This is a genomic window from Streptomyces sp. H39-S7 (assembly GCF_027158205.1).
In the GTDB taxonomy this organism is placed as follows: Bacteria; Actinomycetota; Actinomycetes; order Streptomycetales; family Streptomycetaceae; genus Actinacidiphila.
This window is the reverse complement of record NZ_JAPVLU010000008.1, coordinates 170,811-185,102: the sequence shown is the minus strand read 5'-3', so window position 1 is coordinate 185,102 and position 14,292 is coordinate 170,811. Positions and strand designations below refer to the sequence as shown.

The window sequence follows — 14,292 nt, the reverse complement described above, 5'->3', positions numbered from 1 at the left end:
GTGACGGCCGCACCGCTTGCCGCGGTGCGGCCGTCACCGGTCCGTGCGGGTCAGTTCCAGCCGGTCAGGCCGGCGCCGTAGGGGTAGAGCGGGTTGCCGTACGTGGTCGGTACCGGTTGCCCGGCGTCGATCTTCGCGCGGATCTCGGCGCGTTGGGCATCCGTGGCGCCGAGGTCGTAGGGCAGGTCCCATTTCTCGTTCGCGTCCGCGACCGTGTCGGTGCCGCCGGGCTTGAGCACCTGGTCCAGGCTCCGGGGAAGTTGCCACGGCAGCTTGCCCCGGGGGGTGTAGTCCCCGAAGAGCAGACTGGCCGTCGCGGGTCCGGTCTCCTCACCACCGCGGTAGGTCACCACGATGGCGTCCGCCAGACCGTTCCAGTCGCTGATCACGATCGGCCGGGGCAGGGTCAGGACGACCACCACCGGAATCCCCTGGTTCTTGAAGTTCTGGATGATGGCGAGTTGGTCCGGCGGCAGGTAGGGCTGGGTGTTCACCCAGGAGGTGGCGTGGGTGTAGGACGGCTCTCCCACGGCCACGACGGCGAGCTTGGGGGAGGGGCCGGTGTCCTGGTAGACGTTGACTCCTGCCTTGGCGGCGCGGGCCTTGACGGCTTGCAGCGGAGTGAGCGAGCCGTAGTCCGGGTGGAAGTAGCTCGACCAGATGCAGCACGCCGCGCCGTCGGTGGCGCGGGCACCGGCGACGACGATGTTGTCCCCCGCGTTGAGCTTGACCGGGAGTACGCCGTTGTTCTTGAGCAGGGTGTTGGATTCGCGCGCCGCCTGGTTGGCGAGAGCGGTGTAGGCGGGCTGGTGGAACCGGTAGGGGCCGTTGACCGGGTCGCCGTAGGGGTGGTCGAAGATGCCGAGTTGGAACTTCAGCCGCAGGACGCGGGTGACCGCGTCGTCGATGCGGGCGAGCGGCACCTGCGACTCGAAGCCTGCCATCGTGAACCCGGGGGCGCCCGGGTCGGCGCCGCCCATCACGTCGGAACCGGCGTTGGCCGCGTTCACCCAGGCGCCGGACGGCAGCCAGTCCGTGGTGATCAGACCGGTGTAACCGATGTTCTGCCGCAGGTAGTCGAGGATCTTCGCGCTGTCACCGGCGCCGGGACCGCCCGGGTCGAGGTAGGAGCTGCCCGCGTACCCCGGCATGATGTTGACGGCTCCGGCTTCGATCGCGGCCCGGAACGGGATCATGTGGTACTTGATGGTCACCGCGTCGTAGACGATGCCGGCCTCGCCGCCGGCGCCTTCGCCGGGCCAGTGCTTGACGGTGGCGAGGACGGAGCCGGGGTTGAGTTCGGGGCCGCCCTGGAGCCCGGCGACCTGTGCCCGGAGTTGCGCCGCCGCGACGTCGGCGTTCTCGCCGCCGCCCTCCTGGATGCGCGGGTAGAGCACCTTGGTGCCGACCTCGGCGAGCGGTGAGAGGGTGCCGCGGGCGCCGACCTCCAGCTCCTCCTTGCGCTGCATGTCGCCCAGCTTGTAGTCGAGCGGGTAGTCCCTGTTCGCGGCCATCGCGCTCTGCAGCGGGTACGTGGTCTGGTAGCCGGCGGTGGTGTCGCCCGCGGACACCGGCGGGATGCCCAGCCGGGTGGCCGCCGTGGAGAGCAGCACGTTGTGCAGGTCGGCGGGTTGGGCCGGGCCGAAGTGCCAGCCCGACATCGGGTAGGACTGGACGTTGTAGAACATCTGGAAAGCCTTCTCCTCCAGGGTCATCCGGCCCAGGAGGTCGGCGGTCCTGGTCTCGATCGGCCGCCGCCAGTCCTCGTACGGCTCGATGGTGCCGTTCTTGTTGAGGTCCCGGGCGCCGTTGACGACGGCGACGCCGTCGTTCACCGTCTCGATGTCGGGCAGGTAGACGCTGAAGGTGCGGATGTCGGAGGTGGTGCGTGCGCCGGATCCGTTCACCGCGACGACGAACCACCGGTAGGTCCACCGGTCGCGGATGTCCCACGTCGGGGTGTAGGCCGTGCCGGTGGGTTCGGCGACCTTGGTGTAGAGGTCGAGCAGGTTGCCGGAGGCCGCGAAGTCGTAGTCGGTGCGGCTGATGTTGAGCCAGACCTCGTAGCGGGCGGTCCCCGCGACGCCGGCCCAGGACAGCGCCGGCCGGCGGGTGTTCGTGATCATGGCCCGGTCCGCGGGCGCCGCCAGGGCGAACTGGTTCAGCGTGGCGGGAGCCCTGGTGGGTCCGGAGAGCATGGGCGGGGTGGCGGTGGACGTGTCGAGGGTACCGAGGACCTGGAACTCCCACAGCGAGTAGCCGTAGCCGGTGGCGCGGGCGGTTCCGGTCAGCCGGACGTAGCGGCCCTTGCCGGTGACGGTGAGGTTCTCGACGCCGCCCCTGCCGCCGGCGGTGCTGTGGAGGGGCGTCCAGGTGGAGGCGTCGTCGGACACGTCGACGTGGTAGCCCGTGGCGTAGGCGGACTCCCAGTTCAGCGCCAGGCCGCTGATCGTGGCCCGGCCGCCGAGGTCCACCTGCAGCCACTGGTTGTCGGTGGACAGGCTCGACCAGCGGGTGTTGGTGCGCCCGTCCAGCGCTGCCGCGGGAGCGTTCGCGCCTTCCCATGAGGAGGCCGAGACCTGCTGGTACGCGGAGATGACGGCGCCGCCGCCCGGGTCGCCGGGGTCGCCGGGTCCGCCGGTGTGGACCGCGAACTCCCACAGGGAGTAGCCGTACGCGGTGGCGCGCGCGGTGCCGTACACCCGGACGTAGCGGCCGTTGCCGCTGACGGTGAGGTTCTGCGTTCCGCCCGCGCCGGCCGTGGTGGTGTGGACGGTGGTCCAGTTGCCGGTGCCGGTGGGCGAGACCTGGATCTGGAAGGCGGTGGCGTACGCCGTCTCCCAGCTCAGGGAGACCTGGCAGATGTCCTGCGCGGAGCCGAGGTCGACCTGGAGCCACTGCGGGTCGGCGGCGGCGCTCGACCAGCGGGTCGCGGTGCTTCCGTCGACCGCCGCGGAGGCCGGGGTGCCGCCGTTCTCGGCCGAGGAGGCGGTCACCGGACGGTTCAGGGCGGCGTTGCCGGTGCCGCAGGTGCCGGGGGGCTGGGTACCGCCGGCCCCGTAGACCTGGAACTCCCACAGGGAGTAGCCGTAGCCGGTGGCCCTGGCCGTCCCGTACACCCGGACGTAGCGCCCGGAGGCGGTCACGTCGAGCGCCTGACGGCCGCCGGTGCCCGTGGTGGTGGAGTAGGCGTTGGTCCAGGCGGTGCCGTTGGCGGAGACCTGGATGGTGAACGCCGTGGCGTAGGCGGCTTCCCAGGTGAGGGAGACCTGGGTGATGTCCTGCGGGGAGCCGAGGTCGACCTGGAGCCACTGCGGGTCGGCGGCGGCGCTCGACCAGCGGGTTCCGGCGTCGCCGTCGACCGCCGCCGAGGCCGGGTTCCCCGCGTTCTCCGTCGAGGACGCGGTCGCGGGCTTGCCCTGCGACAGCAGGATGGTGGCCGCGTTCGCGGTGACGTTCATGGCGCCGAGTGCGCCGCCGGTCGCGAGGACCGCCGCGAGGACCACCGCGATCAGCCGTCGGCGCCGGGCGAGGTGGTGGAGGAGGAGAGACAGGAGGCTCATGCACATCTCCGTGAGGTGGGGTGTGATGCGCGGCTTGCTTCGTGCGTTCGGATAGTGACGCCAAAGGTGCTGGAGAGCGCTCTCCCGCAGGGAGTTTCTTCCAATGTCCGAACACTGTCAACAGATGGGACAGACCCCGCGTGCGCCCCTCGGCGCCTCGGCGCTACCGGGACCGGGAACGTCGTCCTCGGGCCTCGAACAGCAGGGGGAGGAGCGAGACGGCGACGATCAGCGCGACGATGAGCAGCAGATAGCGCTCGATGCCCGGCACCGCGTTCCCCAGCCAGTACCCGGCCAGCACGAGGCTCTGCGACCAGACCAGGCCCCCGACGATCTGCCAGAGGGTGAAGGTGCGCACCGGTACCTTCAGTGCGCCCGCCAGAGGGCTCAGCACCGTCCGGACCAGGGGGATGAAGCGGCCGATCACGATCACCTTGCGGTATCCGTAGCGGCGCAGCAGCTCGTCCGAGCGGGACACCGCCGACTTCAGCCGTTCGCTCCGGCTGCGCGCCAGCGCCGCACGGCCACCGTGCCGCCCCAGGAGAAAGCCGACCTGCGCGCCGGCGACCGACCCGACGGCGGCGCAGAGGAGCACCTGCCACAGGGACAGGTGCGGTCCCGAGTCGCCGCCGCCGGCGCAGAGCACTCCGGCGGGGAAGAGGAGGGTGTCCCCGGGCAGGAAGAAACCGACGACCAGCAGGCCCGATTCGGCGAAGACCACCACCAGGACGGCCAGCGCGCCGAAGGCCGCGAGCAGTGAGGCCCCGCTCGTCGGGTCGACCGCCAGGAGGTCCCAGCTCATGGCGTCCCCGCTGGATGGCGCCACACATCCGCGTGTCGTCCTGCAGGGGAGCTGAACACATCTCGAAGGTACCCGGGCGGGCGGGGGTCGGCCCGGCGAGGGCCCTGCGGGGCCGATCTCCGGCCGACCTCGGATAACCCTCCGTAGCCGGTCTACGAGGCGCGTCCCACCGCCAGACCGGCCCCGCAGCCGGCGCAGAGCTGATGCACCCAGTAGCCCCCGTCGTGCCACTCGACGGTGTCGCTCCCCGCTCCGCACACCCGGCACGCCGGGACACGGGCGTCGTCGGACGGCACCGAGGAGCGCAGGACGCGTTCGACCACGACGGGGAGCGGCGCGGTGGGATGACGCGTCGGGTCGGGGCACCGGACGAGGACCCCCGGCCCGGGCCGGCCACCCCGCCAGCCGCCGTCGTCGACCGGCTGCCGCATGCCCCGCGCCTTCTCGCGCCGCCGCCGGGAAGCGTAGGCGGCCTCGTCGGCGAGCCAGAGCTGCCGGGCCAGGTGCAGTTCCTCGACGGCCCGCACGAGCGACCCCGGATCCCGCCCCGGATCCTTCGGCAGCCGCGCGCTCCAGCTCAGGTGGTGGTAGGTGGCCCGGAAACCGTAGGGCGCGAAGTGCTCCAGGCACGAGCGCAGGTTCGTGTGCCGGACGCGCGCGGGCAGGCCCTCGTCGAGGACCCGCCGCCGGTGCGTCGCGAAACCGCTCATGCCACGACGCTACGGGCTGTGACGCGGGCAGCGCATCGGACTTTGTCCGGGAGCGTCGATATGGCCGGGGCCCGTTCGTATGGAAGGTGGGACAAGGTGGGAGCCGACGGCATGGTCGGCGCGGAAGAAGGGCTGTGGGACGGATGAACGAGGTTCGAACGCTGCTCACCGGGCGGGGGCTGCTCGAGTCGCCGCGCTGGAACGGTGACCGCTTGTACTTCTCCGACTGGACCGCGGGCGAGGTCGTCGCTCTGGACGCCCGGGGTGGCACCGAGGTCATCGCGCGGGTGAAGTCCCTGCCGCTGTGCACCGCCCTGCTCCCGGACGGGAGGCTGCTGATCGTCTCGTCCCCCGACGGGCTGTTGCTGCGCCGGGAGCCGGATCGGTCCCTGGTGGTCCACGCGGAGCTGGGCATGCCGGGATGGAACGACATCGTGGTGGACGGCCGCGGCAACGCCTACGTCAACCGGGCCGGCTTCGACCCGATGGCCGGTGAGGAGGTCAGGCCCGGATTCGTGTTCCTGGTGACGGCGGACGGGTCGGTACGCCAAGTGGCCGACGACATCACGTTCCCCAACGGGATGGCGGTGACGCCCGACAACTCCACCCTGATCGTCGCGGACTCCTACCGTCACAGCCTGGTGGCCTTCGACATCGGCGCGGACGGGGGGCTGTCCGGGCGGCGGGTCTGGGCCGGCCTCGGCGAGGGAGCCCCCGACGGCATCTGCACCGACGCCCAGGGCGCCGTCTGGTACGCCGACGTGCCCAACCGGCGATGCGTACGCGTCGCCGAAGGCGGCGAGGTGTCACGGGTCGTCGAGCTGGACCGGGGCGGATTCGCGTGCGCGCTCGGCGGGCAGGACGGCACGACGCTGTTCGTGGTGACGGCGGAGTGGCGGGGCATGTCCGAGCTGGTGGCTCCCGGCAGCGGTCAGGTGCTCAGCATCGAGGTGGAGGTGCCGGGGGCCGGTTGGCCGTGACGGTGGCGGGCGGACGCGCGGCCGGCACGACAGGTGCCCGCGCGCCCGCGTCCAGCACGACCGACAGCCGGCATGACGTCGAAGAAGCCATGCGGGGGCCGGTCGTGCCAGGGTGCCGACCCGGAGCTTTTCTCAGGCGTGGTCGACAAAGCGGACGGACCACGCGTAACCGCTGGTGCTGCTGGAAGGGACCTGCCGAACCTCGGTCACCCGGCAGCCGTCGTGGGCGTACTTGCGGGCGAACCGATCCAGGCGCTGCGCCTCGTCGAGTGCTTCCATGGACAGCGGCGCTCCCACGACAAGGTCCTCGTGCAGCGTCGTTCCGTCGGTGGCGTCGGTGGAACACGTACGGCATTGGTGCGTTGCGGGTAGGGACATAGCCCCAGTGTGCGCTCATGTGCCGCATAACCCGCACACGGCGTCCAGCCGATCCTGGCGGAGCCTCCCCGGAGTCCGGACGGCCGTCCCGCCCGATGCCGCCCCGCGCCCGGAAGGCGGCTCCGGCGCTGAGTGGCGTGCGGGCCCCCTTGGTCGTCGAACCCCTGGTCAGGGCTGTGGGGAGGGCCGGATGTCCAGGGTCAGGGTGAGGTGGTGGAGCGTGCGGTGCGGCTCCGTGACGGCGTGGTGTTCGCTGTAGCGCACCGCGGGACCCGCGGGGAAGTGCAGGCGCAGCAGTTCCTCGATCACGGCGACCGTGGCTTCGTCGGCCGCCTCGATGCTCACCCTGCCGTATCCGTCGGGTAGCTCGTCTGTCCTCATGTCTCTGTTGTAGGCCCGGCGGGCGCGCGCCGCCCGGGGCAGCACCACGTGGGGGTGGGACGGGGTCAGCAGGCGCCGAGGTCCTGCCAGACGCCCCACTGGCCGGTGGTGCCGGGCTCTTCGCCCGTGGTCCACCACTTGGCCTTCCAGTTGTGGCCCTTGTGGGAGACCTGCTGCCCACCGGTGTAGATGGTGCTGCCGGCCCACGGGGCCGCGGTGCACTGGTGGCCCGTGCCGCCGGTGACGGTGAGGGTGTAGGTCGCCGTGTGGCTGCCCGAGGTGCCCGAGCCGGTGACGCTGAGGGTGTAGGTGCCCGACACCGTCGCCGCGGTCGTGGCGACGGTGAGCGTCGAGGAGCCGCCGGCCGTCACGGAGGTGGGGCTGAGTGAGGCGGTGACCCCCGCGGGGGCTCCGCTGACGGTGAGGTTGACCGTCTGGGCCTGGCCCGCCGTCACCGCGGTCTTCACCGTGCTGCCGGCGGAGCTGCCCGCGACCACGGACCCGGAGGCCGGGGTGGCGGTCACCGAGAAGTCGTTGGTCGGGGTCGTGGTGCCGCTGGTGAAGGGCGCGAAGATGTGGGTGAAGTCCCAGGTGTTCTGCTGGATACCGGAGCAGTTGTCGGCGGCGGCGCCGCCCGGGCAGCCGCCGTTGTCACGCTGCAGCGCCCAGAACGAGAGGGTGTTGATGCCCTTGGAGACCGCCCAGTTGTAGACCTGGGTGGCGTTGGCCAGGGTGAACGTCTCGGCCGGACCGAAGTCGTCGACCCCCACCATCTCGGTGACGCCGATCATGCCCCAGAGCTGGGCGGCGGTCTTGCCCGGGTAGAGCTGCGCGAGCTGGTTGTACAGGCCCTGCGCCGCGGTCTGGGTGTCGTTCGCCATGTTGTGGGCGGCGTTGTCGTAGTAGTCGAACGTCATGAGGTTCGCGACGTCGACCCGCGCGCCGTTGGCGACCGCGTTCTGCAGGACGGCGAGACCGCTGGGGGCGAGGCCGTGGGTGGTCGTCGGCAGCGTGTAGGAGATCTCGACCTTGCGGCCGCTGGCCGCCGCCCAGTCCTGGACGATCTTGATGGCCTTGTTCCGCCGGTCGATGCCGGCGGTGTTGTCCAGCGAGTCGACCTCGATGTCCATGTCGAGCCGCGAGATGTCGTAGGTCGTGATGACCTTCTCGTACGCGGCGGCGATCTGGTTGACGTCGGTGCAGCTGTCGGCGATCTCGGTGCCGGTGGTGTCCGCGGTGTAGCCGCCGAACGAGGGGATGACGTCCCCGCCCCTCGACTGGATGGTCTTGATGTCGCTGCCGAAGGAGGACGCGGCGATCGGCAGGCCGCTGTCGCCGTTCCAGTACACCGTGCAGGAACCCTTGGCCGCCGTCTGGATGAACGCCATCGTCAGGTGCTTCGCACCGGACTGGGCGGCCAGCGCGGCCGGGCTCTCGCCGGTCCATGCTTCGAAGTAGGGGGCGAAGACGTGGGCCGGCAGGGGGGTGGCCGCCTGGGCGGTGCCACCGCTGAGTGTGGCCAGGCCCATGGCCGCCACAGCGGTGACGGTCGCGGTGAGGACCGCGCGGAGGGAGCGCATGCTTCTCATGCTTGTCCAAGCTGTGAGGGGGTGACCGCCAAGTCCCTTGCTGCAGGGCGGTTTTGAGAGTCATAGGACTCCCTGAGCAGGAGGCATGTCAATGGTCTGGACCAAGATAGGACTAGACCAATACGCTGACGGATCGGCCTCCCGCCAGTCCAGCAGCCGCTCCGCGCACTGGACCACACGCCCGTGAACGGTGGCCTCCGGCCCCGCCGGCGCGCCCCGTCGCCGTGATCATGCACCCCGTTCATCTGCGAAGCTTCGGGTATGAACCCCACCGATGCCGTGACCGAGGCCACGCGCTCCGCGGACGAGATCCGCGAGTACCTGGTCGGGCGGCTGAACGCCGCTCTGCCCCGGCCGGAGATGTTCGGCGGGGAGATCGCCCTGCGGACGCTGATCGACCCGCTGGCCTTCGCGGACCACCGCGAGCAGGCCTGGGCGGACGAGAACCAGGCGCTGCGGGCCAGCGGCGCGTTCCAGGCGACCGGTGTCATCGGCGGATTCGCCCGGCTGCTGCCGGACCACCGCGACCAGAAGGCCGCCGCGTCCGTCTACGCCGAGTTCGCCCATCGCAACGGCTGGCTGGAACTGGACCGGGCGCTGACGCCCGAGGAGTACCGCGCGCTTCGCGACGACGTGCCCGTCTGGTGCTCGGAGAACAAGTGGTTCACCGATGTAGTCGAGTCGTTCGGGGAGCCCTCGCTGCTCATCGGCGGCACCAACCCGCAGTTCTCGAAGACGCTGGGCTACGCCACCGCACGCCCCGAGGACCCGATGGTCTTCTTCCACCTCTGGAACGGCACCCGGCCGGGGAACCCCCCGTCGGGTCCGCCGATGTACGGCCAGCCGGTCGTGATGGCGGTGCGCTGCGCCGACGGCGGCGCGGGCCCGTTCGCGGGCACCTTCACCTTCACGCCGGAGGGCGCGCACCGCCGGCCGCCTGCGGAGGAATACTGATCGGGACGGGCATTGCGTGACCCTATGAACTGTTGACGGCCCTTGCTACCCTCCGCCGCATGATTTCCACGGTTGTCTGGGGCACCGGGAATGTCGGGCGTGCGGCGGTTCGTGCCGTCGAGGCCCACCCGGCGCTGAAACTCGTGAACGTGCTCGTCCACAACCCCGGGAAGGTCGGCCGCGACGCGGGCGAACTCGGCGGACTCGACTACCCGTTGGGCGTCGCGGCCACCGACGACATCGACGCGGTGCTGGCCGCCGGCCCCCAGGCCGTGGTGTATGCGGCCTCCGGTGACATCCGTCCCGACGACGCCCTCGCGGACATCGTCAGGGCGCTCCGCGCCGGGGCCGTCGTCGTCACTCCGGCGCTGTACCCGCTCTACGACCAGCGCAACGCCCCGCCGGAGTTCCGGGAGCCGGTCCTGGCCGCGATCGCGGAGGGCGGCGGGTCGCTGTTCGTCTCCGGCGTCGACCCGGGCTGGGGCAACGATGTGCTGCCCCTGCTGATCAGCGGACTCGCCACCACCATCGACGTGATCCGCTGTCAGGAGATCTTCGACTACTCCACCTACGAGCAGCCCGACTCGGTCCGGTACCTCGTCGGGATGGGCCAGCCGATGGAGTACGAGCCGCTGATGCTGATGGAGACGATCCCCACCATGGTGTGGGGCGGCCAGATACGGCTGATGGCCCGAGCGCTGGGCGTCGAGCTCGACGAGATCCGCGAGACGATGGACCGGCGGCCGCTCGAGACCACCGTGAGCACCAGGACGATGGGCGAGTTCGAGGCCGGCACCCAGGGTGCGGTGCGGTTCGAGGTGCAGGGCATCGTCGAGGGCGAAGCCCGCATCGTCATCGAGCACGTCACCCGGATCCATCCGTCCTGCGCACCGGACTGGCCGCAGCCGCCCGACGGCACCGGCGCCCACCGGGTGATCATCGAGGGCCGGCCGCGCATCGAGGTCACGGTCGAGGCGGCCGACGAGGGCGAGAACCGGTCCGCGGGCGGGAACGCCACCGCGGTCGGCCGGCTGGTGGGCGCCATCGACTGGCTGGTGGAAGCGGCGCCCGGTCTCTACGACGCACTAGACGTCCCGCTGCGTCCCGCAGTCGGCAAGCTCGGAAGGAAGCAACGATGAACATCGACATTCCCGAGGGCCAGGAGCCGATCGGGTACGTGTGGGGCGACATGGTCCCCGGCATCGGGATGGCCGCCGCGAACTTCTCGCTGTCGGTGTACGCCCACACCACCCTGGGCCTGCGCGAGTTCGAGGCCGCCAGGCTGCGGATCGCGCAGATCAACGGGTGCCTGTTCTGCCTCGACTGGCGTACCGACCGGGAGGGGGAGAAGGTCGAGGAGGAGTTCCCCGACGCGGTGACCGAGTGGCGCACCACCGACGCGTTCGACGACCGCACGCGCCTCGCCGCCGAGTACGCCGAGCGCTACGCACTGGACCACCACGGCCTCGACGACGAGTTCTGGGACCGGATGACCGCCCACTACAGCCAGGTCGAGATCGTGGAACTGAGCATGAGCATCGGCTCCTGGCTGGCGTTCGGCCGGCTCAACCACGTGCTGGGCCTCGACGCGGTGTGCGTGCTGCCCACCGGCTGAGCCGCTCCGGGGCCGTGCGGTGCAGCCGGCCGGCCCCGGGGCCCACCCCGCAGGAGGCACTTACCGTCTCCCACGGGGATTTGCTGTTCTCGGACGAGCGCCACCGGAGCTACAGGTCGGTGGCGATGATCTTTTCGATGTTCCGTTCGGCGAGCGCTGTGATGGTGACGAACGGGTTGACGCTGGTGTTGCCGGGGATCAGCGCGCCGTCGATGACGTACAGGCCGGAGTAGCCGTGCAGGCGGCCGTAGTTGTCGGTCGCCTTGTTCAGCACCGCGCCGCCGAGCGGGTGGTACGTGAGGGTGTCGTTCCAGACCTTGTAGACGCCGAACAGGTCGGTCCGGTAGATCGTCCCCTCCTTCGCGTTGATCTTGTCGAAGATCGTCTTGGCCATGTCGATGGACGGCTGCTTCCAGGCGGTCTGCCAGTTCAGGTCGACCCGGCCGGCGGCGGCGTTCCAGGTGAACGTGGCGCGGTTCGGGTTCTTGGTGATCGACAGGTAGAACGAGGCGAACGTCTCGATCCCGGTCGGCAGCGGCGCGACCTCGGCGAACGCGCCACCGGCGGCCCAGTTGTCGATGCCCCCGCAGGGGATGGTCGCCTGGAGCGCGCCGGTCGGGTCCCAGATGTGGTTGGCCCGGCCGCACATGACGTTGCCGTTGTCGCCCCAGCCCTTGCCGATCTCGCTGTTGAGGTTGGGCAGCGCGCCGGTGGCCTTCAGCTTGGTCAGCAGCTTGCTGGTGCCGACGCTGCCGGCCGCGAAGAACACCTTGTCCGCGGTGACGGTCTTGGTGGCGGTGGTGTCCCCGCTGGTGTTGATCTGGTCGATGACGACCGTGTAGCCGCCGCCGGAGGCCGGGGTGACCGAAGTGACCTTGTGCTGCGGTGAGATGGTGACCCTGCCCGTCGCCTTGATCTGGGCGATGTAGGTCTTCTGGAGCGATTTCTTGCCGTAGTTGTTGCCGTAGAGGATCTCGCCGGCCAGTGCCGACTTGGTGGCGGTGCCGGCCGCCTCCTGCTTCATGTAGTCCCAGTCGTATACGTCCGGCACGAAGACGAACGGGAACCCGGATCGCTGGGCCTGCTTGCGGCCGACCCGGGCGTACTGGTAGCAGTCCGTGGTGTCGAACCAGGCCGGGTCGATGGTGCCGACGCCGAGCCCCGCGTTGGCGCGCGGGTAGTAGGTGTTGTACATCTCGTCGGCGTTGACCGACGGGAGGATGGCGCCGAAGTTCTCACGCTTGGGGGTGACGGCCATACCGCCGTTGACCAGCGAACCGCCGCCGACGCCGCGGCCCTGGTAGACGGTGATGCCGCTGAAGTCCTCGGCGTCCAGGATCCCGGTGTAGCGCGGGATGCTCTTGTCGATCGGGATGCCGAAGAAGTTGCTGAGGGGCTGCTTGGTCTTGGTGCGCAGCCAGTAGGACCGGTTGTCCGGTGCTGTCGTGTTGCAGAAGATCTTGCCGTCGGAGCCGGGGGTGTCCCAGGCCATGCCCATCTCGACCATCTGCACGCTGACGCCCGCCTGCGCGAGGCGTAGGGCGGCTACGGAGCCGCCGTACCCGGTTCCGATGACCAGAACCGGAACGCGGGCGCCGTTGTCGATCGTGGCGGCCGCCGGGGCGGCGGCCGCGCGGGCCGGGGTTACCTGCGCGGAGAGTGCCACGGCGCCCAGAATAGAACCTGTTCCTGCAATGAACCGACGGCGTGAAACACCCTCAGAACCGTTACCGTTCATGGTAGAGTCGCTCATGTGACGTTCCTCACTCTCGGCGGAATGGGAACAAGTTCTACTGTTAACAGCTTGTGAAGTCACGACATACTTATGGGTAACTTCTGCCCGATCAGCCGCCTGTGGCGCACAGCCGCCGGCGCGCGTCCAGCGCACAACCGGAGGGCGTCGCCGTCGCCGCGTCATCGCCGTACGGGCTCAGTGGTCCGGTGCGACAGCCGCCGATGGCGCCGCCACCGGGTGGGTGACGACGCCCCGGCGTGCTGCCGGCCGAGCCGCTGGGATCACCAGCCGGTGACGGTCCAGGTGAAGGTGGCGCTGCCGCTGGGGCCGCCCGCCTCGCTCGCGGTGACGGTGGAGCGGTAGGTGCCCGCGGTGGTGGGCGTGCCGGTGATCCTTCCAGTGGCGGCCTCGATCGTCAGACCCGTCGGCAGACCCGTCGCGGTGAAGGCGAGCGGATGACCGTCACTCGCCTGGGCCCGGACCGGGACCGGGAAGATCCAGAAGCCGGCCCAGCTCGACTGGTTGCCGGGGTTGGTCACCGTGACGGTGTGCCCCGGGTCGCTCGCGCCGATGAGGCGGACTCCGAGGTCGCTGAGGGCATGGGACACCGGGTAGAAACTGCTGACGGTGTCGCTGCCGCCGCTGACGAGTCCCAGTGCCGCCGAGCCGTCGTACAGGCCGCCGCCGCTGTCCCCGGCCTGAGTGAGGTTCCCGGTCTGGATGAGGTGGTTGACGACGACGCCGTTGTCGTACGTGACGGTCTGGTCGACCGCCTTGACCGTGCCGCAGGTGACGCCGGAGGTGGCTCCCTTCTTGCAGACCTGCTCGCCCACCCTGGCGGTGCCGACACTGGTGAAGGCGCCGGGTTCCGGCGTCAGCGCGTTGGCCACCAGGCCGGCATCGGTACCGCTGGGGCCGACCTTCGACGTGGTGCCGATGAACCGGCCGTCGGGGGTCTGCCAGCCGTTGGCCGCCTTGCAGTGCCCCGCGGTGAGGACGAAGTTCGCGGCGCCGTCGGTGACGTTGAAGCCTATGGAGCACCAGCTTCCGGAGTTGCCGACGACCTGGAGCTTGTCCCCGGTCGCGGTGCTCTGCTGCACCATGCGACCGGTCGTGTGCTCCACGCGCACGAGGTCGCCGAGGGCGGCCGCCGTGTCGAGCAGTCGCGACAGCCGGGGGCCGGTCGCGGCGTCGCTGACGGTGAGGACGACCCGCCCGGCCGAACGGTCGATGCCCCACGAGGTGTTGGGCACGGCGGGCAGCGCGTCCAGTGCGCCCTTGGCAGTGGCGACCTGATCGGACCGCTGCGGCGCCGGGGGGCCGACGGGCGCCGCGGAGACGGTGGGGGCGGCGATCAGGACGAGGGATCCGGCCAGCAGGGCGCCGGCCAAAGTTGCTGCGCCCAGGGTGTGTTGACGGAGTTTCACTGAGGTTGGCCTCTCGCGTGGGGGTGGTCCGGCCATGCTGCTGGCTCCGTGCGGGCAGGACCATCGGGGGAATCCCTCGTCGGGCCGCGGCCCGGTCGTGCGTCCTGACGAGGGATTCCACTGCTGCGCGGCGGGAGCCGGAGCGGCAGGCTGAGTGG

General features: G+C 70.6%; 12 protein-coding genes. 4 read left to right on the top strand and 8 right to left on the bottom strand.

The window, feature by feature from the left end; genetic code table 11:
• Positions 1-50: 50 nt before the first annotated feature.
• The 3 genes from O3X23_RS43940 to O3X23_RS10180 form a co-directional block, all read right to left on the bottom strand.
• Complete coding sequence (locus O3X23_RS43940; protein ID WP_443047810.1) at positions 51-3,563, bottom strand: discoidin domain-containing protein; 3,513 nt, start codon at positions 3,561-3,563, stop codon at positions 51-53.
• 163 nt (positions 3,564-3,726) lie between these two features.
• A complete protein-coding gene (locus O3X23_RS10185) occupies positions 3,727-4,365 on the bottom strand; it encodes a DedA family protein (RefSeq protein WP_269270933.1) in 639 nt (212 codons plus the stop codon).
• A 152-nt stretch (positions 4,366-4,517) separates the two neighbouring features.
• Positions 4,518-5,075, bottom strand: coding sequence for a hypothetical protein (locus tag O3X23_RS10180; protein WP_269270932.1), 558 nt, complete (start codon positions 5,073-5,075; stop codon positions 4,518-4,520).
• 143 nt (positions 5,076-5,218) lie between these two features.
• On the opposite strand from O3X23_RS10180, the gene O3X23_RS10175 reads away from it, so the two are divergent.
• Positions 5,219-6,055, top strand: a complete 837-nt coding sequence (locus tag O3X23_RS10175) for an SMP-30/gluconolactonase/LRE family protein (protein ID WP_269270931.1) — start codon at positions 5,219-5,221, stop codon at positions 6,053-6,055.
• Between the two features lie 132 nt (positions 6,056-6,187).
• Here O3X23_RS10175 and O3X23_RS10170 read toward each other — a convergent pair whose 3' ends face one another.
• From O3X23_RS10170 to O3X23_RS10160, 3 genes are all read right to left on the bottom strand, one after another.
• Positions 6,188-6,433, bottom strand: a complete 246-nt coding sequence (locus O3X23_RS10170) for a hypothetical protein (protein ID WP_269270930.1) — start codon at positions 6,431-6,433, stop codon at positions 6,188-6,190.
• 168 nt (positions 6,434-6,601) lie between these two features.
• Positions 6,602-6,814, bottom strand: coding sequence for a hypothetical protein (locus O3X23_RS10165; protein ID WP_269270929.1), 213 nt, complete (start codon positions 6,812-6,814; stop codon positions 6,602-6,604).
• Between the two features lie 65 nt (positions 6,815-6,879).
• Positions 6,880-8,403 (bottom strand): chitinase, encoded by a 1,524-nt coding sequence (locus O3X23_RS10160; protein ID WP_269270928.1) that lies wholly within the window; start codon positions 8,401-8,403, stop codon positions 6,880-6,882.
• 261 nt (positions 8,404-8,664) lie between these two features.
• On the opposite strand from O3X23_RS10160, the gene O3X23_RS10155 reads away from it, so the two are divergent.
• Genes O3X23_RS10155 through O3X23_RS10145 form a run of 3 tightly spaced genes read left to right on the top strand, consistent with a single transcriptional unit; the run spans position 8,665 to position 10,972 of the window.
• Positions 8,665-9,357: a hypothetical protein gene (locus tag O3X23_RS10155; RefSeq protein WP_269270927.1), complete on the top strand. Its 693-nt coding sequence runs from the start codon at positions 8,665-8,667 to the stop codon at positions 9,355-9,357.
• A 59-nt stretch (positions 9,358-9,416) separates the two neighbouring features.
• Positions 9,417-10,496, top strand: coding sequence for an NAD(P)H-dependent amine dehydrogenase family protein (locus O3X23_RS10150; RefSeq protein ID WP_269270926.1), 1,080 nt, complete (start codon positions 9,417-9,419; stop codon positions 10,494-10,496).
• A complete protein-coding gene (locus O3X23_RS10145) occupies positions 10,493-10,972 on the top strand; it encodes a carboxymuconolactone decarboxylase family protein (RefSeq protein WP_269270925.1) in 480 nt (159 codons plus the stop codon). The genes O3X23_RS10150 and O3X23_RS10145 overlap by 4 nt, the downstream gene beginning before the upstream one ends.
• A 109-nt stretch (positions 10,973-11,081) precedes the next feature.
• Here O3X23_RS10145 and O3X23_RS10140 read toward each other — a convergent pair whose 3' ends face one another.
• On the bottom strand, positions 11,082-12,710 hold the full coding sequence (locus tag O3X23_RS10140; RefSeq protein ID WP_443047814.1) for a GMC oxidoreductase: 1,629 nt from the start codon (positions 12,708-12,710) through the stop codon (positions 11,082-11,084).
• A gap of 278 nt (positions 12,711-12,988) precedes the next feature.
• The gene (locus O3X23_RS10135; protein ID WP_269270923.1) at positions 12,989-14,134 is read right to left on the bottom strand and encodes a putative Ig domain-containing protein; all 1,146 of its coding nucleotides are present in this window, start codon (positions 14,132-14,134) and stop codon (positions 12,989-12,991) included.
• Positions 14,135-14,292 lie beyond the last annotated feature (158 nt).

Bases quoted from the DNA above. Each gene is read 5' to 3' on its own strand.
- O3X23_RS43940 (WP_443047810.1), bottom strand. From the start codon at position 3,563: ATGAGCCTCCTGTCTCTCCTCCTCCACCACCTCGCCCGGCGCCGACGG.
- O3X23_RS10185 (WP_269270933.1), bottom strand. From the start codon at position 4,365: ATGAGCTGGGACCTCCTGGCGGTCGACCCGACGAGCGGGGCCTCACTG.
- O3X23_RS10180 (WP_269270932.1), bottom strand. From the start codon at position 5,075: ATGAGCGGTTTCGCGACGCACCGGCGGCGGGTCCTCGACGAGGGCCTG.
- O3X23_RS10175 (WP_269270931.1), top strand. From the start codon at position 5,219: ATGAACGAGGTTCGAACGCTGCTCACCGGGCGGGGGCTGCTCGAGTCG.
- O3X23_RS10170 (WP_269270930.1), bottom strand. From the start codon at position 6,433: ATGTCCCTACCCGCAACGCACCAATGCCGTACGTGTTCCACCGACGCC.
- O3X23_RS10165 (WP_269270929.1), bottom strand. From the start codon at position 6,814: ATGAGGACAGACGAGCTACCCGACGGATACGGCAGGGTGAGCATCGAG.
- O3X23_RS10160 (WP_269270928.1), bottom strand. From the start codon at position 8,403: ATGAGAAGCATGCGCTCCCTCCGCGCGGTCCTCACCGCGACCGTCACC.
- O3X23_RS10155 (WP_269270927.1), top strand. From the start codon at position 8,665: ATGAACCCCACCGATGCCGTGACCGAGGCCACGCGCTCCGCGGACGAG.
- O3X23_RS10150 (WP_269270926.1), top strand. From the start codon at position 9,417: ATGATTTCCACGGTTGTCTGGGGCACCGGGAATGTCGGGCGTGCGGCG.
- O3X23_RS10145 (WP_269270925.1), top strand. From the start codon at position 10,493: ATGAACATCGACATTCCCGAGGGCCAGGAGCCGATCGGGTACGTGTGG.
- O3X23_RS10140 (WP_443047814.1), bottom strand. From the start codon at position 12,710: ATGAACGGTAACGGTTCTGAGGGTGTTTCACGCCGTCGGTTCATTGCA.